Genomic DNA, 21,647 nt, shown 5'->3' with positions numbered 1-21,647 from the left:
TCTCCGGCAGCCCTAAAGGATCCCTGAAGCGCTGACGGGTCCTTGACGGATCTGACGGATCGCCGACAGGGAGTGACGCGGCGATGCCCGCTGGGGGCGTCTGAGTGATGGCCCGCTGGAGGCGGCGGTCGGGAGGAGGAGGCGGTGTGAAGGCGACATCGGAAGGTGCGGCGGTCACCTCGGCGGTCGGGCTGCGCCGGGTACTCGAACCGTCCGGGGTGCTGCCGCAGGCGGCGTACCGGCTCGATGCCCGCAGTGAGATCGCCGCCGACGAGGTCCGGGTCCGGGTCGAACGGCTGAACCTGGACGCGGCGAGCTTCCGGCAGTTGTCGGAGAAGCACGGCGGGGACGGAGGGGCGGTCCGGGCCGAGGTGCTGGAGATCATCCGTACCCGGGGCAAGATGCACAACCCGGTCACGGGTTCCGGCGGGATGCTTGTCGGCACGGTCGACGAGGTGGGTCCGGAGTCACCGTTGCCGGTCAAGCCGGGCGACCGGGTGGCGACGCTGGTCTCGCTGACCCTGACCCCGCTGGTCGTCACCGACGACCTCGCCGGCTGGGACGGCCGCTCCGAGCAGGTGCCGTGTGCGGGGTACGCGATCCTGTTCGCCCGCTCGATCGTGGCGGTACTCCCGGACGACCTCGATCCCCGGCTGAGCCTGGCGGTCTTCGACGTCTGCGGCGCGCCGGCGCTTACCGCCCGGACGGTGCGCGGCCATTCGGCGCCCCGGGTGGCGGTGCTCGGCGGGGCGGGCAAGAGCGGTTCGCTGGCCCTGGCCGCCGCCCGGCAGGCCGGGGCCGCCCGGACCGTCGGCGTGGTGCCGGTACCCACCGAGCGAGACCGGCTGGTCGCCGCCGGGCTCGCCGACGAGGTGGTGCTGGCCGATGCCCGGGATCCGGTGGCGTTGGCGGCGGCGGTGACGGGTGCGCTGGGTGGGCCGGCGGACGTCACGGTGGTCTGTGTCGACGTGCCGGGTTGCGAGCACGGGGCGATCCTGGCCACCGCCGACGGCGGGACGGTGATCTTCTTCTCGATGGCGACGAGTTTCGCCTCGGCGGCGCTCGGTGCGGAGGGGCTGGCGGCGGACGTGACGATGCTGATCGGCAACGGTTACCTGCCGGGGCATGCCGAGTACGCGCTGTCGTTGCTGCGTACGGTGCCCGGAGTGCGGGCGCTGTTCACGGACCGGCTCGCGGCAGACTGATGCCATGACGAACCCCTCGACTCTCTACCGTGGCGGCCGGTTGTACTGTCCGGCCGATCCGCGGGCGACCGCGCTGCTGGTCCGGGACGGCCGGATCGACTGGCTGGGTGTCGACGCCGACGCTCCGGCCGCCGACCGGGTGGTGGAGTTGGACGGCGCGCTGGTGACCCCCGCGTTCGTGGACGCGCACGTGCACGCCACCGACACCGGGTTGGCGCTGTCCGGGCTGGACCTGTCCGGGGCGCGGTCGGCGGCGGAGGTCTGTGCGGCGGTGGCCGGGTTCGCGGCGGGGCTGCCGGCCGACGCGGTGGTGTTGGGGCACGGCTGGGACGAGTCGGGCTGGTCGGACCGGCGGGTGCCGGCGGCGGCGGAGTTGGATCGGGCGGCCGGTGGCCGGCGGGTGTACCTGTCCCAGGCGTCGATCCATTCGGCGCTCTGCTCGTCGGCGCTGCTGGCGGCGGTGCCGGAGGTGGCCGGGGTGCCGGGGTACGACGCGTCGGGCTGGTTGCGCCGGGATGCCCACCACGTGGTGCGGGAGTTGGCGTTGGGTTCGGTGACCGAGGCGCAGCGGCGGGCGGCGCAGCGGGTGGCGTTGCGTCGGGCGGCGTCGTTGGGGATCGCGGCGGTGCACGAGTGTGGTGGGCCGGAGATCTCCAGCGAGGCGGACTTCACCGCCGTGCTGGCACTGTCCGGTGTCGACGGTCCGGAGGTGTACGGCTACTGGGGCGAGCTGATGGGGGCGGAGCGGGCCCGCCAGCTCGGTGCGGTGGGTGCCGGTGGTGACCTGTTCGCCGACGGTGCGCTGGGTGCGCGTACGGCGTACCTGTCGGTGCCGTACGACGACGGTGAGCCGGGGGCGTGCGGGCACGGCTATCTGACTGCGGAGCAGGTTCGGGATCATCTGTTGGACTGTGCGGCGCACGGGGTGCAGGGCGGTTTCCACGCGATCGGGGACGCGGCGGTCGACACGGTGCTCTCCGGGTTCGCGGGTGCGGCGCAGGTGCTCGGGGTGGAGCGGTTGCGGGCGGCCCGGCACCGCGTCGAGCATGCCGAGATCATGAACAAGCGGTTGATCGCCGGTTTCGTCGAGTACGGGATCGTGGCGAGCATGCAGCCGGCGTTCGACCGGTTGTGGGGTGGCGAGGAGCGGATGTACGCGTCGCGGTTGGGTGTGCGGCGGTCGCTGGAGTCGAATCCGATGGGTGCGATGCACGGGGTGGGGGTGACGCTGGCGTTCGGTTCGGATTCGCCGGTGACGCCGCTCGATCCGTGGGGTTCGGTGCGGGCGGCGGTGGCGCATTTCAATCCGGCGCAGCGGTTGAGTGTGCGGGCGGCGTTCGCGGCGCACACCCGGGGTGGTTGGCGGGCGGTGCCGGCGGGTGCGGGTGGCCGGGATCCACGGTTGACCGAGGGGGTGCTGGTGCCGGGGGCGGCGGCCACGTTCGCGGTCTGGTCGACGCCGGCCGGGGTGGACGGTGGCTTGCCGGTGTTGGTGTCGGCGAATCCGGAGGAGCGGGGGCCGGAGGATCCGACGCCGTTGCCGTCGTGTCGGTGGACGGTGCTACGCGGTGCGGTGATCTACGACGGGGAGGACGCGTCGTGACGGGATGGTGGGGGTCGGGCGATGACGTCGGGTAGCGGGTCGGGCGGCAAGCTGGCGTTGGATCCGGTGCTGGTGGGTCGGGCCCGGGAGTTGGCCCGGCTGGCGGGGCAGCCGGTGGTGGAGTTGGCCCGTGGCCACACGACGGTGTCGGTGGAGCGGGCGGTGTTGCGGCTGGCCGGGGTGACGGGTGCGGATCCGGATGGGATTCCGTGGGTGAACCGGCTGGTCGACGCGGTGGTCGCGGAGGTGGGGCTGGCGCACGGGGTGGCGTTGCCGGTGTTCGACGCGCTGCGCCGGGAGTTGGGTGCGGCGCCGCCGGCTCGGGATGTCGGGGCGGCGGTGACGTTGCTGGCGCAGAAGGCGGCGGCCGGGTCGGTGCGGTTCGAGGTGCCGTCGGGGCGGGCGGCGGGGTCGGCCCGGGCGGCGGCGCGGCGGGCGGTCGGCGTCGGGTTGCGCCGGATCGACCGCCGTCGGGCGGAGCGGGATCGGATGGTACGTCGGCACGGCGATCCGGCGCAGCGGCCGTGGATCTATCTGATCGTGGCGACGGGTGACATCTACGAGGACATTCCGCAGGCGCAGGCGGCGGCGCGGGCGGGTGCGGACGTGATCGCGGTGATCCGGTCGACGGGGCAGTCGTTGCTGGACTATGTGCCGGAGGGGGCGACCCGGGAGGGTTTCGCGGGTACGTACGCGACGCAGGAGAACTTCCGGCTGATGCGGGCGGCGCTGGATGAGTCGTCGAGGGAGTTGGGCCGGTACGTCCGGTTGACCAACTACGCGTCCGGGTTGTGCATGCCGGAGATGGCGGTGCTGGCCGGCCTGGAGCGGCTGGACATGATGCTCAACGACTCGATGTACGGGATCCTGTTCCGGGACATCAATCCGGTGCGTACCTTCGTGGACCAGCGGTTCTCCCGGCAGGTGCACGCCCGGGCGGGGATCATCATCAACACGGGTGAGGACAACTACCTGACGACGGCGGACGCGGTCGACGAGGCGCACACGGTGACGGTGTCGCAGCTGCTCAACGAGTATTTCGCGCACGAGGCGGGGCTGCCGGACGCGCAGTTGGGGCTGGGGCACGCGTTCGAGATCGATCCGGATCTGCCGGAGTCGTTCCGGTTGGAGTTGGCGCACGCGCTGCTGGCCCGGGAGTTGTTTCCGGATGCGCCGTTGAAGTGGATGCCGCCGACCCGGCACATGACCGGGGACGTGTTCCGGGGCAACCTGCTGGACGGGTTCTTCAACCTGGTGGGGACGATGACCGGTCAGGGGATCCTGCTGGTCGGGATGATGACCGAGGCGGTGGTGACGCCGTGGTTGTCGGATCGGGACATCGCCCTGCGCAACGTCCGGTACGTCCTAGGCGCGGCTGGCGGGTTGCACGAGGATTTCGTGCCGGCGCCGGGTGGGTTCATCCAGCGGCGGGCGGCGACGGTGCTGGGTGAGGCGGTGTCGTTGCTGGAGCGGATCGTCGACGGCGGGTTGTTGCCGGCGATCGCGGACGGCACGTTCGGGATCACGAAGCGGCCGGCGGACCGGGGTCGTGGCCTGGCCGGGGTGGCGGCGCACGCCGACGACTACTACAACCCGGCGACCGAGTTGCTGGAGGCGGGCTCGTGAGCGCCGGTCCGGTGGTGCGGCCGTACGGGGACGCGACTGGTGACGGGATGGTGCAGGTGTCGTTCACCCTGCCGGTGCCGCACGACAAGCGGGCCGAGGGGGCGGCGCTGCAACTGGCGGCGAAGATGGGGCTGGATCCGGCGATGCTCGTGCACAGCCGGCAGGTGGGTGACGGCTTCACCTTCTTCGTCGTCTACGGCCGGGTGAACCATCTGGTGGACCTGTCGGCGGTGCGGGTGGTGGAGCGGGACTATCCGTTGTTGTCGGCGAAGGAGGTCAACGCGCTGATCCGGCGGCGGCTGCGGCGCAAGTTGTCGGTGGTGGGTGCGTGCATCGGCACCGACGCGCACACGGTCGGGATCGACGCGATCCTGAACGTGAAGGGGATCGCCGGGGAGAAGGGCCTGGAGTACTACCGGGAGTTGCGGGTGACGAACCTGGGTGCCCAGGTGAGTGTGCCGGAGCTGGTGGCGGCGGCTCGGGCGGAGCGGGCGGACGCGGTGTTGGTGTCGCAGGTGGTGACGCAGCGGGATGCGCACCTGCACAACACCCGGGAGATGTCGGCGGCGTTCCGGGAGGCGATGCCGGCGGGTCGGCGGCCGCTGCTGGTGGTCGGTGGTCCGCGGTTCGACGAGTTGATGGCCGGGGAGTTGGGGGTGGACCGGATCTTCGGCCGGGGGACGACGCCGGGCGAGGTGGCGAGTTATCTGGTGCATCGGCTGGTGGTGGGCGCCGGCCCGGCTGGGCGGGACGGTGCGGCGGCCGGGGTGACGGCGGCAGCGGGAGATGCGGCACGAGGTGATCGGGATCGGTCAGCGGGCCGGGGATCGGAAGGGGTGCACGGATGACGGCAGGGGACGGGGCGACGGATCCGCGGCTGGGGCTGACGGTGCTGCACCGCCGGTACGTGCCGTACTCGCACGCGCACTACGCCGGGAACCTGGTCGACGGGGCGTACGCGTTGGGGTTGTTCGGTGACGTGGCGACCGAGGTATGCATCCGGACCGACGGTGACGAGGGGTTGTTCGCCGGTTACGCCGACGTCCGGTTCCAGGCGCCGATCCGGGCCGGCGACGTGCTGGAGGTGTCGGCGACGGTGACCCGGGTCGGCAGTCGCAGCCGCACCTGCGAGTTCGAGTGCCGGGTGGTGTGTCGGGGGCGGCCGGACCGGGGCGGGTCGGCGGCCGAGGTGCTCGATCCGCCGCTGGTGGCGGTGACCGCGGTCGGCACGGTGGTGGTGCCGGCCGGTGCCGCCGAGCCGGTGCCGACGGCCGACGGCGGGCCCCGGTAGCGGTGCCGTCGTACGCGGTCTGCGCCGACGTCGGTTCCACCTGGACGAAGGTGGCGGTGGTGGACCTGGCCGACGGCACGTTGCTGGCCTCGGCGTCGGGTCGGACCACTGTCGGCACCGACGTGTTGCACGGCCTGGACGCGGCGGTGGCCGAGGCGACGGCCGGGCTGTCCGGTGTCCGCTCCGCACCCTGGTTCGTCTGCTCGTCCGCCGGTGGTGGGCTGCGGCTGGCGGTGCTCGGCTACGAGGAGCTGGTCACGGCCCGGGCCGGGCAGCAGGTCGGGTTGTCGGCCGGGGCCCGGGTGGTGCACGTGGGTGCCGGCCGGCTCGACGGGGCCGGGTTGGTGGCGTTGCGGGCCGCCCGGCCGGACGTGGTGTTGCTGGTCGGCGGGACCGACGGCGGTGACGCGGAGGTGTTGACCGCGAACGCGCGGCGGCTGGCCCGGGCCCGGTGGCGGGTGCCGGTGGTGGTTGCCGGGAACGCGGTGGCGGCTCCGGAGGCCCGGGAGGTGCTGGCCGGGCGGGGGGTGCCGGTGACGGTGGCGGCCAACGTGCTGCCGTCGATCGGGGTACTGGCGGCGGGGCCGGCCCGGGCGGCGATCCGGGAGGTGTTCCTGCGGCACGTGATCGGCGGGAAGCGGCTCTCCCGGGGTCCCCGGTTCGCCCGGCTGGTCCGGGCGGCGACCCCGGACGCGGTGTTGACCGGGGTGGAGTCGCTCGCCGACGCGCTGGGCGGGGATCTGCTGGTGGTCGACGTCGGCGGGGCGACCACCGACGTGTATTCGGTGCTGGTGCCGGACGAGCGGGCCGGTGGGCCGGGGCGACCGGCGGCGGGGACGCTGTGGCGGTCCCGGACCGTCGAGGGGGATCTGGGGGTGCGGTGGAGCGCGCCGGGGGTGGTGCGGGCGGCGGTGGCCGAGCGGCTGCTGTCCCCGGACGAGGAGGGGCCGTTGACGGCGGTGGCGGCGACGCTGGCGGCCGAACCGGGCCGGTTGGTGGTAGGTGCACCGGAGCGGGTGGCGGAGCGGCGGATCGCGGCGCTGGCCGCCGTGGTGGCGGTACGCCGGCATGCCCGGGGCGGTGGGGTGTCGGGGCAGCCGGGGCGGGACCTGCGGGACGTGCGGCTGCTGGTCGGCTCCGGTGGGGTGCTGCGGCATGCCGGGCCGGTGGACGGGGCGGGGCTGCTCGGCGGGGTGTCGACCGACCATGCCGGTGGTTGGGCGCTGCCCCGGGCGGCTCGTACGGTGGTCGACGCCAGGTACGTGCTGGCGGCGGCGGGGCTGTTGGCGCAGCCGCATCCGGCGGCCGCGGTCGGGCTGCTACGCCGGCACCTGCTGTCCGGCTGAGCCGGCGGGATGAGCCGGGGACCCGGGCGCGGCGGCTGGCCGGCCGGGCGGTGTCCGGCGGGGGAACGGGAGACGAACCGGCGGTGCTGCGGCGTGCCGGATCCGACACGCCGCATCGAACGGCACGACTGGCCGGGGGGCGGTTGACAGTGCCCGGGGGTGACCACGTACCGTCTTTGAGTCCTACAACGGGAAGTGGCTGTTGTTCGCTTCGTCCCTTCGTCCGCTGGCCGAGCGGCATGTGTTCGTGTCGTCGCAACGGCCAGGTCCAGCGGGCGGGGGTCGGCGGGGCGGCGCGAACCGGCTGCGGTTACCGGTGTTCGGGCAGGGTTTTGCGGGCGGCCAGTAGACAACGGCCCGACGGGAACAGCCAGTTCACGTCCGGTCGGTCCGAAGGTCGTGTCGCGGTGCCCTACCACACCGGCCGGGGAGGGCCTGGGAGCATCGGGGCGTGGCCTGTCGGCCGCGCCCCGATTTTCGTCCAGCCCTCATGTTTCGGGCCGCTTCCGAACGTCGTTCTCCCGGCTTGGCGTCGTCGTTCTCCCGGCCTGGCGGAGGACCGTGGCGAGCACGGCTGTGGTCCGGGGCGGCCGGGCCGGTAGCCTTCCGCGGGTGGGTCGCACCGGCGTCGGGGCCGGTGGCGTTCGAGAAGACGTGAGGCGCGCGTGACAGTGGTGACGGCCGAGCCGCCGGAGACTGCCGAGGGTGGGGACCGGCCCGCCGAGCCGGCCGCGGCACCCCTGCCGATGTGGTTGGCGCTGCCGGCCGCGGTCGGTGCCGGGCTGGTGCTGCTGCTGGCGTTCCCGCCGTACGGGGTGTGGTGGCTGGCGCCGGTCGGGGTGGCGCTGCTGTCGGTGGCCGTACACCGGCGCCGGTTGCGGGCCGGGTTCGGCCTCGGCACCCTGGCCGGGCTGGCGCTGTTCCTGCCGATGCTGAGCTGGACGAACCTCTACACCGGCAACGTGCCGTGGCTGCTGTTGTCCGGGTTGCAGGCGGCCTATCTGGGGCTGCTGGGGTTGGCGTTGGCGTTCACCGGTCCGCTGGTGGACCGGTTCCGCTGGTCGTGGCCGCTGGTCACCGGGGTGCTGTGGGTGGCGCAGGAGGCGCTGCGGGACCGTACGCCGTTCGGCGGGTTCCCGTGGGGGCGGCTCGGGTTCAGCCAGGGTGACTCGCCGACGTTGCGGCTGGCCGCGTACGGCGGTGCCCCGCTGGTCACCTTCGTGGTGGCGGTGGCCGGCGGGCTGCTGGTGGTGGCGGTGTGGCGGCCGTGGCGGGCGTTGCCGGCGGCCGGGTGGCTGCGCGGGGCCGGCTTCGTCGCCGGGGCGGCGGCGCTGCTCGCGGGTGGGCTGCTGGTGCCGCTGGCCGGGGTCGGTTCCGACACCGCCCAGGTGGCGATCGTGCAGGGCAACGTGCCGCGGATGGGGCTCGACTTCAACGCCCAGCGGCAGGCGGTGCTGGACAACCACGTCGAGGCCACCATCGAGCTGGGCCGCCAGGTCGCGGCCGGCGAGGCGGAGCAGCCCGATCTGGTGGTCTGGCCGGAGAACTCCAGCGATGTCGACCCGACCCGCAACCCGTCGGCGGGGCGGCGGATCTCGGAGGCGGCGGACGCGGTCGGGGCGCCGATCCTGGTCGGCGCGGTGCTGCTCGGCCCGGGCGAGGGGCAGGTGCGCAACGCGGGGCTGGTGTGGTTGCCGGGTACCGGCCAGGACACCTCGCAGATGTACATCAAGCGGCATCCGGTGCCGTTCGCCGAGTACGTGCCGTTGCGGGACATCGCCCGGCTGGTCAGCAAGGAGGTGGACCGGGTACGCAACGACTTCGTCGCCGGTACCGAGCCGGGGGTGCTGCGGGTCGGCGGGGTGACGCTCGGTGACGTGATCTGTTTCGAGGTCGCTTACGACGAGGTGGTGCGGGACACCGTGACCGGTGGGGCGCAGGTGCTGGTGGTGCAGACCAACAACGCCACGTTCAACGTCGCGGAGGCCGAGCAGCAGTTGGCGATGGTGCGGCTGCGGGCGGTGGAGCACGGCCGGGAGGCGTTGATGGCCTCGACGGTAGGTGTTTCCGGGTTCGTCGGGGCCGACGGGCGGGTAACCGGGGCGACCGGGTTCAACACCAGGGCGGTGGTGACCCGGCAGATGCACCTCGGGGAGACCCGTACGGTCGCCACCCGGGTCGGCCTCTGGCCGGAGGTGGCGCTGCTGGCCATGGCTGCCGCGGCGCTCGCCGCCGCGATGCTGACCCGTCGGCGTCCGCTTCCCGGGGTCGGTACGGCGACGGCCGGCGACCCGGCGGATGCGGAGGAGCGGTGAATGAGTCGACGGGGGAGCACGGGGGCGGCTATCCGGGGGTGGGCCGGGTGCTGGTGGTGGTGCCCACCTACAACGAGGCCGACAACATCGGGGTGATCGTCGACCGGGTGCACCGGGCGGTGCCGTCGGTGGAGATCCTGGTCGTCGACGACAACAGCCCGGACGGGACCGGGGAGATCGCGGATCGGATGGCGCGGGCCGACTCCCGGGTGCACGTGCTGCACCGGCCCGGTAAGCAGGGGCTGGGTGCGGCGTACGTGGCGGGGTTCACCCTCGCGGCCGAGCAGGGCTACGACGCCGTGGTGGAGATGGACGCCGACGGTTCGCACGCCCCGGAGGAACTGCCCCGGCTGCTGGACGCGGCCCGGGACGCGGACGTGGTGATCGGGTCCCGCTGGACGTCGGGCGGTCAGGTGGTGAACTGGCCGTGGCACCGGCAGCTGCTGTCCCGGGGCGGCAACCTCTACACCCGGGTGGCGTTGGGGATGCCGCTGTCGGACGCCACCGGCGGTTTCCGGGTGTACCGGGTGCCGGCGCTGGCCCGCCTCGACCTCGACTCGGTCGCCTCGCAGGGGTACTCGTTCCAGGTGGAGCTCTCCTGGCGGGCGCACCGGGCCGGGCTGCGTACGGTGGAGGTGCCGATCACGTTCGCCGAGCGGGAGCGGGGGGCGAGCAAGATGAGTCCCGTGATCATCGGCGAGGCGTTGTGGCGGGTCACGCTCTGGTCGGTGGGGGACCGGGGACCGGTGTCGGGTCGGGGGGCGCGCCGGGACGGTACCGGGGATCATCGGCTGCGCTGGCCGTGACCGGGGGCGTGTCATGCTGGACGTACGGGCGTTGTGGGTCCGACTTCCGGATGGGGTGAGATGCGCCGAGGGCTGAGGTTCGTACCGCTGGCACTGCTGCTGACCGGGATCGTGGAGGTCGCGGTCTTCGTGCTGCTCGGGCGGTGGATCGGATACGGCTGGGCGATCCTGCTGGTGCTCGCCGCCTCGCTGCTGGGGCTGGCCCTGTTGCGCCGGGAGGGGATGCGGGCCTGGCGGGGGCTGCGGGCCGCTGTCGAGGCTGGCCGGCCGCCTGGTCGGGAGGTCAGCGACGGGCTGGTCGGGCTGCTCGCAGGGCTGCTGCTGGCGATTCCCGGGCTGCTCACCGGGGTGACCGGGTTGCTGTTGATGATGCCGGTGCTGCGTCAACTGGTGCGGGGGCAGGTGCAGCGGGTGGCCGAGCGGCGGGTCTCCGCCCAGGTCGCCGGGGACCTGTTCGGGCCGCGTCGGGTCCGGGTCCGGCGGGGCCAGCCGCGCCCGGACGGTGCCGGGCCGGGGCCCGCCGAGAGTACGCCGACGCCGCCGCCGGTCGCCCCGGGTGGGGCGATCGAGGGCGAGATCGTGGAGCCGCGCCGGCCCTGACCCGTCGCCCCGCCGTGGCGAGGGCGGGGTCACCGGCCGCCAAGGAAGTCGTCCGCAGACGGAAACCGCCCCCACGGTGTGACCGTGGGGGCGGTTGAGTGTGCTGTTGTTGCGCCGGTCAGGCCCGGCCGCGCCGGGTCCGGACCTCTTCGAGCCGCTCGGCGAGGATGCTCTCCAGTTCGGCGATCGAGCGGCGCTCCAGCAGCATGTCCCAGTGGGTACGTGGCGGCTTGGCCTTCTTCTGCTCCGGCTCGCTGCCGTCGACCAGCCGGGCGACGCTGCCGTCGAACTTGCATTCCCAGGTCATCGGCACTTCGGCATCGACGGCGAAGGGCACCTCGAACTGGTGGCCCTTGGCGCAGAGGTACTCTCGGGTCTGTCGCGGGGCAAGCTCGGTGTTGCGGTCGGACTCGTAGCTGACTGCTCCCAGACGGCTCCCGCGCAGCATGCGCTCGCCCATGATCGGCTTTCCCCTCGGTCGTGATGCTGGTTCTTATCGGTGTAACGACAGGTGCCGGGTGGGCGATTCCCGCCGCCGGCAGAAACGTACAAGTGGTCAAACGCTCCGAGCGTAGCCGGATCTCCGCGCAGGTGATCGGGATCACCGCTGCCGGTGCTGGTTTGCCGGGATATGTCGCCTTGCTCCGATCGGCCGGTCCGGCTGGACCGCAGCGGCGACGGTTACCGACGGTCACGGCTCGGGTGCTGGCCCTGCGGGTTGGGCTGCGGCGGCTACCGGGCGGCCCGTCGAGGTGTCGGCGGCGGCCCGGGCGCTGAGTCCGGCCAGCGCGGCGGCGAGGTCGCTGACCTGGGTGGAGAGCTGGGCAGCCCGCTCCCGGGCGGCGTCCCGGTCGGCTTGCGCCGCTGACAGGCGTACCGTCAGCGCGTCGAGCCGGGCCTCGGCGGTGGCGGCGGCGTCCCGGGCGGCCCGCAGGTCGGCGCGGGTCCGTTCCAGGTCGGCCGCTGCGGTGGCGGCGGTGGCGCGGGCCTCGACGGCGTCGGTCGCCGCCCGTTCGGCCTCGGCGCGGAACCGGGCCGCCTCCTCGGCCGCCCGTTCGGCGGCGGTCCGGGCCTCGGTGGCCGCGGCCCGGAAGCGTTCCGCCTGGCCGAGCGCTTCGGCGGCCGACCTGGTCGCCCGCTCCGACTCGGTCCGGGCCGAGTCACGGTCCCGGGTCGCCTCGGCCAGTTCCCGGGTCAGTTCGGCAAGCCGTCGTCGGTCGGCGTCGGCCTCGGTGCGCACCGCCCGCAGCTCCCGGCGGGCCGCGTCGCGGTCCTGCTCGGCCTGGGTACGCAGCGCGGTGGCGGCGCTGGCGGCCTGCTGGGCGGCGTCCCGGGCGGCGAGCGCGGCGGTGGCCTCGGCGCGGGCCCGCTCGGCGGTCTGCGCGGCCTGCTCCTGTTCGGCCCGGGCGGCGGCCCGTTCGGCGACCGCGGTGCTGGCCGCCTGCTGGGCCTGGTGCAGGGTGACCGCCGCCGTCTCGGCGTCCCGGCGCGCCTCGTCCCGTTCGGTCTGCGCCGCCGCGATCTGGCTGGCCGCCTCGGCCCGCACCTCGGCGAGCCGGCGTTCCACCCCGGCGGGGGAGAGTTCGGCGTGCAGTGCCTCGGCGAGCGCCTCGGTGACCTGGTCGAGCCGGTCGACGACCTCCCAGGTGCGGGCCACCTGGCCGGCCAGCCCCGGTGCGTTGCGGTGCCGCATCCGCTGGTTGCGGGAGGCCCGCTGGCAGGCGCCGTCGTTGTCGCGGCAGTACCGGAACGGCCGGCCCGCCGCCGCCCGCTGCGGTACGGGGCGTCCACAGTGGGCACAGGGCCGGGTTTCGGCCGGCGGCTGCGGGGTGTGGGTCTGCTCGTCCATCGCCGGGGAAGTCTAGTGCGGTCGGACGGCGGCGCAGCGTGCCGTCACGACAGCCGGCGCCCCGGGGCGGCGGGTCAGCGTCGCCGGGGATGCGCGGCGAAGAACTCCCAGATCAGCTCGGTAGCCATGATCCCGACGTCCGGCGCCGCGATGTCGCCGGTCCGCACCCCGGGCCAGGAATGTCCCATCTCGGTCAACACGTAGACCTCGACGTCGCTGCCATCGGCGCACCGTGCCCGGGCCAGCGAGATCGACTGGGCGGGTGGGGCCGGTGCCGGCCGCACCGGGCGGCACCGCAGCCGTTCCTGCCAGGACCGAATCCCGGATGTGAAGTCGTCGGCGTACCCGTCCCGCCCGCCGATGAACGTGATCACCGAGACCGGGCTCTTGGGCGCGTAGTCGGCCGCGGCCGCCCGCTCGCCGATGAACCCGCCGCTGACCACGCCGATCGCGGCGAACCGTCCGGTGGCCTCCACCGCGGCTCGGAAGCTCAGGTCGCCGCCGTTGGAGATGCCGGTCAGGTAGACCCGGTCCGGGTCGACCCGCCAGGTGCCGACCAGATGCTCGGTCAGCGCCGCCAGGAAGCCGACGTCATCCGCCGTGCCGCAGCAGATCAGCGCGTTGAAGCCGCGGTTGACGCCGTCCGGGTAGGCGACCAGGAAGTTGTCCCGTGCGGCCACCTCGTCCAGGCCGATCAGCCGGCTCAGGCCCTGGCCGCTGCCGGGGTACTGGTGCAGGGCGATCACCAGCGGCGTCGGCTGGTCCGAGCGGTAGCCCGGCGGTGCGTGTACCCGGTATCTGCGGGTGGCCCCGCCATGGTCCAGCGTCAACTCGTGCTGCCCCGGCCCCGGCACCGCCCCGGCGGACGGACTGGCCGACGGGCTGGTGGTTGCCGGCTCGCCGCCTCCGCACGCAGCGGCTCCGGCCAGCAGAGCCAACGACACGAACCCCGCTGCCACCCGTCGCATTTTCGGCGCCCTCCTGTGATCGGGCACCCATCCTCGGATTGGGTCTGCATCGGGTCAAGCCTCCGTATACGCCCAAATGGCGTCTACAACGGCACCGGTTCCGGTGCTGCCGCCGACGCCGGTAAATGCGGTGCCCGACCCGACGGCAGCGGCGATACTGGCCGTCGGCCCGGGCCCGGTGCGACATCCCGGTAAGCAGATCCTGGGCCGGTAACGGTGAAGGAGATCGATGAGCGGGCAGCACCCCGACTGGTGGCTCGACGAGCTGGCACACGCCGGACCGGAGCACCTCGACCCGGCGTACGTCGACGGGTACGACCGCAAGGCCGGACACGATCCGCAGGCCGACCTGGAGCTGTTGCGCCAGCATGGGCTGGACGCCGACACGACCCTGGTCGACCTCGGCGCCGGTACCGGTCGGGTCGCCCTGGCCGCCGCACCGCTGTGCCGGCGGGTGGTGGCGGTGGACGTCTCGGCGGCGATGCTGGCCGGGTTGCGGGCCGGCGCCGAGCGGGCCGGGCTGGACAACGTCGAGGTGGTCCGCGCCGGATTCCTCAGCTACACCCACCAGGGACCGCCGGCCGACATCGTCTACAGCCGGCACGCGCTGCACCAGCTACCGGACTTCTGGAAGGCGGTCGCGCTGACCCGGATCGCCGGGCTGCTGCGCCCGGGCGGGGTCCTGCTGCTGCGTGACCTGGTCTACAGCTTCGAGCCGACGCAGGTGGCGGAGCAGTTCGAGACCTGGCTGGCCGGGGCGGCCGAGTCGACCGCCGACGGCTGGACCCGGCAGGAGTACGCCACGCACATCCGCACCGAGCACAGCACCTTCAGTTGGCTGCTCGAACCGATGCTGGTCAGGGCCGGCTTCCGGATCGTCGAGTCGACGGCGAGCCGCGACCCGGCCACCTACGCCAGCTACGTCTGCGTCCGCACCTGACCCGCCCTCCCGGCGGTTGCCGAGCCTGACGCCCCGGCGGTTGCCGATCCGGTGTCCGGGTCACCCGGTGCCGGCGGGCGGATCGGTCGGGTTGTCGCCGGAAGCGGCCGGCGTGGTGCCGAAGAGCAGCCCGAGGTGGGCGTCGAGGGCGGCGACGGCCTCGGCACCGGAGTAGTGCCCGCCGAGGACGTGGATGCCGAGCCCGTCGACCATGGCCAGCAGGGCGGTGGCCGCCTGTGTCGGGTCGACGCGGGCGGCCGTACGGCTGGTCTCCTGCACGGCCCGGATCTGGTCGGCGAGGAAGCTCCGCATCTGGCCGGAACTGTCGCGCAGCCCTTCGGCGATCGCCGGTTTCACCGCGGCGTAGGCGAGGAAGGCGAGGGTGACGTGCCCCTCCAGCCGTCGCGGTTCGTCCAGCGGCAGGATCTGGACCATCAGCGTCCGGACGAGTTCGGCGGGGGAGAGGACCCGGCCGGCGGCGGTCGCCTCGGCGGTGATCCGCTGCTGCGCGTCCCGCATCACCATGTCGAGGGCGAAGGTCATCATCTCGTCCTTGGTGCGGAAGTAGTGCTGCACCATGCCGGTGGAGACCCCCGCCTCGGCCGCCACGTGCCGGAGGCTTACCGCCTCCAGCCCCTGGGTGGCGGCGAGTCGCATCAGGGCGTCGGCCAGCTGCCGGCGGCGGGCGACGTGGTCGGCTCTCCTGGGCACCCGATCACTGTACTGGCACCGCACCGCTTTACATTGCAGTCGTATTGGCATGCCGTCGGCGAGGAGATTACATTGCGGTCGTATTGAAAAGGTGGGGAGGAGCCCGGGATGCAGCTGATCACGTTGGCCGAGACGTCTGCCGGCATGGTGGAACTGGTCGGTGGCAAGGCCGCCGGGCTCGGCGAGCTGATCAAACTCGGGGAGCGGGTGCCGGACGGGTTCTGTCTCACCACCGCCGCCCACGAACGGGGCGTCATCCCCGAGTCGGAGGTGGCGGCGGCGTACCGGGCACTCGGCGGCGGGCCGGTCGCGGTCCGGTCCAGCGCCACCGCCGAGGACCTGCCGCACGCGAGCTTCGCCGGCCAACAGGAGACCTTCCTCGGCGTCACCGGCCTCGACGCGCTGCACGACGCCATCGCCAAGTGCTGGAGTTCGCTGCACGGCGAGCGGGCCGTCGCCTACCGGGAGGCCAACGACATCGACGGGCGTACCGTCCGGATGGCGGTGGTGGTGCAGCGCATGGTCGACCCCGCGGTCGCCGGAGTGCTGTTCACCGCCAACCCGCTCACCGGCTCCCGCACCGAGATGGTGGTCGACGCCGCCCCCGGGCTCGGCAGCGCCGTGGTCGACGGCACCGCCCCGGCCGACCACCACGTCCTCGACGGCAGCCGCTACGACGCCCACGGCTGCCTCAGCTCCGACCAGCTCGCCGAGTTGCACCGGGCCGGCGAGCGGATCCAGGCGCACTTCGGCGTACCGCAGGACATCGAGTGGGCGATCGACGCCGACGGCACGCTGTGGCTGCTCCAGTCCCGGCCGATCACCACGCTCTTTCCGCTGCCGCCGCCGACGGACCGGCCGCAGCCCCGGATCTACCTGGAGTTCGGGCACGTGCAGGGAATGCTCCGCCCGGTCACCCCGATGGGAATGTCGGCGTTGCGGGTGCTCCTGGTCGGCATGCTCAACTCGTTCGGCATCAGGGCCGAGATCGTCGACATCGGCGGACGCCTCTACGGCGACCTGACCGACCTGGTCCGCGACCCGAGGACCCGCAGCCGGCTGGTGAAGCTGATGTCGGTGGACTTCGGTCCGCGCGCCCAGGCGGTGGTCGAGCAGATCCTCACCGACCCCCGGTTCGCGCCCGCGCCCGTCCGCCGGTCCGGCTCGGGCGGCGGGCTCGGCCCGGCGCTGCGCACCGCACCCCGGGCGGTCGCCGGGATCGTGGCCGCGCTGGCCCGGCCCGAAGCGGCCCGGCGCCGGCTCTTCGCCGAGATCGACCAGCTCCGGCAGCGGGCCGCAGCCGCAGCCGGAGGGCTGGACACCGCCACCGAACGGCTCGACCACGTCGAGGCGCAGGACCACAGCACCCGGTACGACCGGATCGTCTGGCCGATCGTCGCCGGCATCCTCGCCACCGCCCTGCCGCCCGGACTGCTCAAGGGGATCGCCAGCCAGGCCGAGATCCACACCGTGCTCGGCGGCATGCCGCACAACGTCACGATCGAGATGGACCTGGCGCTGTGGCGGCTCGCCCAGCGGGCCCACCCGCACCGCGACCTGCTCCTGACCACACCGCCGGAGGAACTCGCCGCCCGCTACCTCGCCGGCACCCTGCCGGAGATCGGACTGTCGGCGTTCCTCGACGCGTACGGGCACCGGGCCGCCGCCGAGGTCGACCTCGGGGTACCCCGCTGGGCCGAGGACCCGACCCCGGTCTTCGCCTCGATCGCGAACTACCTGCGGGTCACCGATCCCGAGCAGGCTCCCGACCGGCGGTTCGCCCGGGCGGCAGCCGAAGCCGAGGCGCGACTCGCCGAACTCGTCGTACGGGCCCGGCGCCGTCGACCCGTCCGGGGCCGGATCGCCGGGTTCCTGCTGCGCCGGGCTCGGATGCTGGCCGGGCTGCGCGAGTCGGGCAAGTTCGCCGGGCTGTATCCGCTGCGGGAGAGCCGCCGGCAACTGTTGCTCGTCGGCGCGGAACTGGCCGACGGTGGGCTGCTGGAGCACGCCGACGACATCATGTTCCTCACCCTCGCCGAGGCACGGGTCGCCGTACGCGACGCGGTGGACCAGCGGGATCTGGTCGCCGACCGGCGGGCGACGTACCGGCGGGAGTTGCGCCGTCGGCACGTACCGGTCGCGGTGCTCTCCGACGGTACCGACGTGGAGGCGGTACTCGCCCCGGCCACCGCCGCCCCCGGCGCGTTGCGCGGCGTCGGAGCGGCCCCGGGCACGGTCACCGGCCCGGCCCGGGTGGTGCACGATCCGGCGACCGCGCATGTGGAGCCCGGCGAGATCCTCGTCGCCCCGACCACCGATCCCGGCTGGACGCCGCTGTTCCTGACCGCCGGGGGACTGGTGACCGAGACCGGCGCACCGATGGCGCACGGCCCGACGGTGGCCCGCGAGTACGGCATCCCCGCCGTCATCTGCGTCCTCGGCGCCACGGCTACGATCAGAACCGGTCACATGATCACCGTCGACGGTGCCGCCGGCACGGTGACGGTGGACCGGGAACGGTAGGCGATCGGCAGTCCACCCGGCGGCCCGGGAGGACCACGCCTCGGCGAACCCCACGTCCCGTGAGGTCGCCGTCCGGCACGTACCGGCTCGGAGGCCGGATGGGAGGGGTCGACTGTGGACGACCAGCCGACAACCGTGGACGGCCAGTCGCAGTCGGAAACCGTGAACGGCCGGCCGACGGCCCTGCGTCGGCCGTGGTGGCGGCGGTGGGGAGTCGACGGGCGCGGCCGGTCGACCTGGCGACGGGGTCGGCTGCTCGCGGCGCTGGCGCTGGTGGTCTGCCTCCTGCTGGCCGGTCACGCCCTGCTGCCCAACCGGATCGGTCGGCTGGGCAGCCTGGTGGAGACCTTCCTGCCGTGGCTCGGTGTCGCCGTGCCGGTGCTGCTGGTGCTGGCCGTGGTGCGCCGTTCGGCCACCGCGCTGGTCGCGCTGCTGTTGCCCGGCACCGTCTGGCTCGGACTCTTCGGCCCGGCGCTCCTGAGTGGGGCCACGGCCGGCGCGGCAACCACGGGCGGGACTGCGGCCGGCGCGGCAACGTCGGGCGGGGACATCACTGTGGTCCAGCACAACGTCAGCGACACCAACCCGGATCCGGCGGGCACCGCCGAGGCATTGGCCCGGGACCGACCGGACCTGATCGGGATGCAGGAACTGACCGAGCCGGCGCTGTCGACGTATGCGGCGGTGCTGGGCCGGGACTATCCGTACCGTTCGGTGCACGGCACGGTCGGGCTCTGGTCGCGGCATCCGCTGGTGGACGACCGGCCGCTGGACATCAGGCCGGCCGCGTTCGGCCCGGACTGGAACCGGGGACTGCGGGCCACCGTACGGCTGCCCGGCGGCGACGTCGCCGTCTACGTGGCGCACCTGCCGTCGGTACGCCTCGGCGTGCCCGACGGGTTCGGCACCGCCCCACGCGACGAGAGTGCCCGGCTGCTGGCCGGCGCGATCGGCGCCGAACCACTGGCGACGGTGATCCTGCTCGGCGACCTCAACAGCACCGTGCACGACCGGGGACTGGCACCGGTCCGGGATCTGCTGCCGTCGACCGGCACGGCCTTCCCGTTCAGTTGGCCGACGGTGCTGCCGGTCGCCCGGATCGATCAGGTGATGGCCCGCTCGGCGACCGTCACGGAGCTGTGGTCGCTGCCGGCCACCGGCAGCGACCACCTGCCGATCGCCGCCCGCCTCGACAGGTGAGGGACGGTGCGCCCGGTCGGGTCGGGTCGGGTCGGGCCGGTGACGGTCGCGGGGACCGGCGATGCAAAGGTCAGTCTCCGGCGGAGTAGCCGGCAACGAGTTCGGCGCCGATCCGGGCGAGTTCGTCCCGGACCGACTGTGGTTCGAGCACCTCGACCAGGGCGCCCCAGCCGGCCAGGTGGCGGGCGATGTCCAACGGGGTGGGCGCGCCGAGCCGGACCCGGGCCAGCCCATCGGCCCGCTCGCCGTCGGGACTGCAGTGCCGGCCGAACTGGTCGCGCAGCACCGGCAGGTAGCGGGGCTCGACGAGTACCGTCGCCCAGGTCCGCGACCGGCGTTGCTCCACCTCACCGACCACCGTCCGCCAGGCGGCGTCGAGGGTGAAGTCGTCCGGGCGTTCGGCGGGCTGCTCGGTCGGCTCCGCTTCGACGATCCGGTCGACCCGGAAGGTCCGCTGCCCGCGCTCGGTGCCGGCGAGCAGATACCAGACGTCGTCCTTGTCGACGAGTCCCCACGGGTCGACCAGGCGTTCGGTGGGTTTCCGGTCCCCGCCGACGTAGCGCAGCCGGACCTTGCGGCGGCGGATCACGGCTGCCTGGAGCAGATCGACCAGTTCCGGGCGAGGCCGGTCCCGGCCGCTCCACCGGGTCGAGTCGACGATCGTGGCGCTCGCCGCCGCCTCCGCCTCGGCCCGGAAGGTCTGCGGCAGTGCCCGGACGAGCTTGCGCAGCGCGGCGCGGGCCTCGTCGGAGGCGGCTGCGGCCGGACCGACGAGCAGGAACAGCGCCCGCGCCTCCGGTGCGGAGAGCCCGGTGAGGTCGGTGCGGGCCCCACCGACCAGCGACCAGCCGCCGTTGCGGCCGGGCTGCGGATAGACGGGTACGCCGGCAGCGCCCAGCGCCGCCAGGTCACGGCGGGCGGTGGCGACGGATATCTCCAACTCCTCGGCCAGTTCGGCGGCGGTCACCCGGCCTCGGGACTGCATCAGCAGGAGGACGGCGACGAGACGGTCGGCACGCATCCCCGCAGTCTGCCGGGAAAAGTGCTCAATTGGTGAGCACTTCAGGTCGGAGGATGGAATCAACACCCGATCGGAAGGAAAGAAACCATGTTGCGTGGCCTCACCACCGTCAGCTTCTTCGCCGACGACCTCCCCGCCGCCCAAGACTGGTACGCGAAACTGCTCGGCACCGAGGCGTACTTCGTGCGCCCGGTCGAAGGGCCCCCGGCGTACGTCGAGTTCCGCTTCGGCGACTACCAGCACGAACTCGGCATCATCGACAGCCGGTACTCCCCGCACGGCCGCTCCGAGCGAATCGGCGGCACGGTCGTCTACTGGTACGTCGACGACGTGCAGGCCAGCCTCGACCACCTGCTGTCGCTCGGCGCCACGCTGCACGAGAAGCCGGTCGTTCGCGGCCCCGGATATGTCACCGCGTCGGTCGTCGACCCGTTCGGCAACATCCTCGGCGTGATGGAGAACGAGCACTACCTGGAGGTTCTCCGCTCGCGGACGCCAGCCGGCGACCCGGATGAGCGGGCCGACGACTCGGAGAAGCGGTCCGGCGAGCGGTGACGGCGGCACGGTGACTGAGCCGGCCGGGTCCGGCGAATGCCGTCGGACCCGGCGGAGGCCGACCGGCTCAGTCCACGCAGCCGCGGTTGGTGGGTGCTGTCACGTCCGCCGGGCGGTTTCCGAGCATGCGCCGGGTCAGCTGCTCTGCGGTGGAGGGACCGGTCTGTGCCCGTCGAGCGCCGCGATCAGAATCGCCTCCGCCTCGCCGCCGGGCAGGATCAGGTAGTCCACGGATAGCCGCCGAGATCCATGGCCACAGCCTAGATCTCACATAGGCCAGGCCAAGATCATGGGCGGCGGGCGCTTCCTGGCACCCTCAGCGACTCGACGGCGGCGGGCCGGTCAGCAGTGCGCGCCAGCGGTCGGCCGACTCGATCGTGTCCAGGCTGACCCGCTCCAGGAAGGCGCCCGCCCTGGCCAGTCGCTGCCCCACCGGGGTGTCCAGCCCAGCCCACTCCGCCGCCGCCGTCGCGGCCCGCGCCGCTTCGAGGGTGTGTCGAGTACCGATCACGACCGAGTTGTACCAGAGCTCGTCGTCGACCACGTAGACGTCACGACGCCCCTGCGGATCGCGCTCGCGCCTGGCGTAGCCGTGTTGGACGAGGTAGTTCACGGCCACCGAGACGGAGGCGGGGCTGACCTTCAACCGGCGGGTCAGCTCGGCGGCGGTACGTCTGCCGTCCTCGGCGAGCAGCAGGTCCATGTGTACCAGCGCCGTCATCCTGGGCAACCCGGTCCGGACCGCCAGTTCGATTATCTCCGCTCCCGCCGTCCCGAACGGTGCTCCGGCCGAGCGCGGATGCTCCGGTGTGCCACGCCGGGCCCGCTGGGCGGTCGCCCGATGCGCCTGCTGTGGCCGGTAGCTGGCGGGGCCGCCGTTGCGACCGACCTCCCGACTGACCGTCGAGGTGGGCCGGTCGAGTCGCCTCGCGATCTCGGCGTAGGAGAGCCCGTCGGCGAGTCCGGCCGCGATGCGCTGACGCTCCCGTTCGGTCAACCGTCCTCCCGGCATGCCGCCAGTATTGCCTTCGCCGACATTCATTGCAACGCTCCGTTGCATTCGACCTCAGCGTGATTGCATCAATTTA

General features: G+C 73.4%; 18 protein-coding genes and 1 pseudogene. 13 read left to right on the top strand and 6 right to left on the bottom strand.

What is annotated here, in order from left to right; all coding sequences use genetic code 11:
• Positions 1-146: 146 nt before the first annotated feature.
• From kdd to CLT71_RS04760, 9 genes and pseudogenes are all read left to right on the top strand, one after another.
• Positions 147-1,205, top strand: a complete 1,059-nt coding sequence (gene kdd / locus CLT71_RS04800) for an MDR/zinc-dependent alcohol dehydrogenase-like family protein (RefSeq protein WP_486483057.1) — start codon at positions 147-149, stop codon at positions 1,203-1,205.
• 4 nt (positions 1,206-1,209) lie between these two features.
• A complete protein-coding gene (locus tag CLT71_RS04795; protein WP_101366038.1) occupies positions 1,210-2,808 on the top strand; it encodes an amidohydrolase in 1,599 nt (532 codons plus the stop codon).
• Between the two features lie 21 nt (positions 2,809-2,829).
• A complete protein-coding gene (gene kamD / locus CLT71_RS04790; RefSeq protein ID WP_101366037.1) occupies positions 2,830-4,434 on the top strand; it encodes a lysine 5,6-aminomutase subunit alpha in 1,605 nt (534 codons plus the stop codon).
• A pseudogene (gene kamE / locus CLT71_RS04785) lies at positions 4,431-5,159 on the top strand (lysine 5,6-aminomutase subunit beta); the annotation flags it as partial. The gene kamD and the pseudogene kamE, both read left to right, overlap by 4 nt.
• Before the next feature lie 119 nt (positions 5,160-5,278).
• The gene (gene kal, locus CLT71_RS04780) at positions 5,279-5,725 is read left to right on the top strand and encodes a 3-aminobutyryl-CoA ammonia lyase (RefSeq protein ID WP_101366036.1); all 447 of its coding nucleotides are present in this window, start codon (positions 5,279-5,281) and stop codon (positions 5,723-5,725) included.
• Positions 5,726-5,727: 2 nt separating this feature from the next.
• Positions 5,728-7,071, top strand: a complete 1,344-nt coding sequence (locus CLT71_RS04775; RefSeq protein WP_101366035.1) for a glutamate mutase L — start codon at positions 5,728-5,730, stop codon at positions 7,069-7,071.
• A gap of 746 nt (positions 7,072-7,817) precedes the next feature.
• Positions 7,818-9,386 (top strand): apolipoprotein N-acyltransferase, encoded by a 1,569-nt coding sequence (gene lnt, locus CLT71_RS04770; RefSeq protein ID WP_101371142.1) that lies wholly within the window; start codon positions 7,818-7,820, stop codon positions 9,384-9,386.
• Positions 9,383-10,192 (top strand): polyprenol monophosphomannose synthase, encoded by an 810-nt coding sequence (locus CLT71_RS04765; protein ID WP_486483056.1) that lies wholly within the window; start codon positions 9,383-9,385, stop codon positions 10,190-10,192. Before lnt ends, CLT71_RS04765 begins: the two co-directional genes overlap by 4 nt.
• 60 nt (positions 10,193-10,252) lie before the next feature.
• Positions 10,253-10,792, top strand: a complete 540-nt coding sequence (locus tag CLT71_RS04760; protein WP_101366033.1) for an FxsA family protein — start codon at positions 10,253-10,255, stop codon at positions 10,790-10,792.
• A gap of 118 nt (positions 10,793-10,910) precedes the next feature.
• Here the strand turns inward: CLT71_RS04760 and CLT71_RS04755 are convergent, their stop codons facing one another.
• The 3 genes from CLT71_RS04755 to CLT71_RS04745 form a co-directional block, all read right to left on the bottom strand.
• Positions 10,911-11,252 carry an RNA polymerase-binding protein RbpA gene (locus CLT71_RS04755; protein ID WP_101366032.1) on the bottom strand — a complete coding sequence of 114 codons (342 nt, stop codon included), beginning with the start codon at positions 11,250-11,252 and terminating at the stop codon, positions 10,911-10,913.
• A 231-nt stretch (positions 11,253-11,483) separates the two neighbouring features.
• Positions 11,484-12,641, bottom strand: coding sequence for a hypothetical protein (locus CLT71_RS04750; protein ID WP_101366031.1), 1,158 nt, complete (start codon positions 12,639-12,641; stop codon positions 11,484-11,486).
• A 74-nt stretch (positions 12,642-12,715) separates the two neighbouring features.
• Positions 12,716-13,600 (bottom strand): CE1 family esterase, encoded by an 885-nt coding sequence (locus CLT71_RS04745; RefSeq protein ID WP_486483055.1) that lies wholly within the window; start codon positions 13,598-13,600, stop codon positions 12,716-12,718.
• Between the two features lie 238 nt (positions 13,601-13,838).
• Here CLT71_RS04745 and CLT71_RS04740 point away from each other — a divergent pair, with 238 nt between their 5' ends.
• The gene (locus CLT71_RS04740) at positions 13,839-14,549 is read left to right on the top strand and encodes a class I SAM-dependent methyltransferase (RefSeq protein ID WP_101366030.1); all 711 of its coding nucleotides are present in this window, start codon (positions 13,839-13,841) and stop codon (positions 14,547-14,549) included.
• 60 nt (positions 14,550-14,609) lie between these two features.
• Here the strand turns inward: CLT71_RS04740 and CLT71_RS04735 are convergent, their stop codons facing one another.
• Entirely contained in the window at positions 14,610-15,260 is a 651-nt protein-coding gene (locus CLT71_RS04735) for a TetR family transcriptional regulator C-terminal domain-containing protein (RefSeq protein WP_101366029.1), read from the bottom strand.
• 108 nt (positions 15,261-15,368) lie between these two features.
• Here CLT71_RS04735 and CLT71_RS04730 point away from each other — a divergent pair, with 108 nt between their 5' ends.
• Positions 15,369-17,783 carry a PEP/pyruvate-binding domain-containing protein gene (locus CLT71_RS04730; protein WP_101366028.1) on the top strand — a complete coding sequence of 805 codons (2,415 nt, stop codon included), beginning with the start codon at positions 15,369-15,371 and terminating at the stop codon, positions 17,781-17,783.
• A 183-nt stretch (positions 17,784-17,966) separates the two neighbouring features.
• Positions 17,967-18,983, top strand: coding sequence for an endonuclease/exonuclease/phosphatase family protein (locus CLT71_RS04725; RefSeq protein ID WP_486483650.1), 1,017 nt, complete (start codon positions 17,967-17,969; stop codon positions 18,981-18,983).
• A gap of 70 nt (positions 18,984-19,053) precedes the next feature.
• Here CLT71_RS04725 and CLT71_RS04720 read toward each other — a convergent pair whose 3' ends face one another.
• Positions 19,054-20,004: a WYL domain-containing protein gene (locus tag CLT71_RS04720; protein ID WP_101366027.1), complete on the bottom strand. Its 951-nt coding sequence runs from the start codon at positions 20,002-20,004 to the stop codon at positions 19,054-19,056.
• An 87-nt stretch (positions 20,005-20,091) separates the two neighbouring features.
• Between CLT71_RS04720 and CLT71_RS04715 the strand changes: the two genes are divergently transcribed.
• Entirely contained in the window at positions 20,092-20,559 is a 468-nt protein-coding gene (locus CLT71_RS04715; protein ID WP_101366026.1) for a VOC family protein, read from the top strand.
• Positions 20,560-20,875: 316 nt separating this feature from the next.
• Here CLT71_RS04715 and CLT71_RS04710 read toward each other — a convergent pair whose 3' ends face one another.
• Positions 20,876-21,556, bottom strand: coding sequence for a GbsR/MarR family transcriptional regulator (locus CLT71_RS04710; protein WP_486483054.1), 681 nt, complete (start codon positions 21,554-21,556; stop codon positions 20,876-20,878).
• Positions 21,557-21,647 lie beyond the last annotated feature (91 nt).

The sequence above is a fragment of the Plantactinospora sp. CNZ320 genome (assembly GCF_002846275.1).
This window is presented reverse-complemented; position numbering and strand designations above follow the sequence as displayed.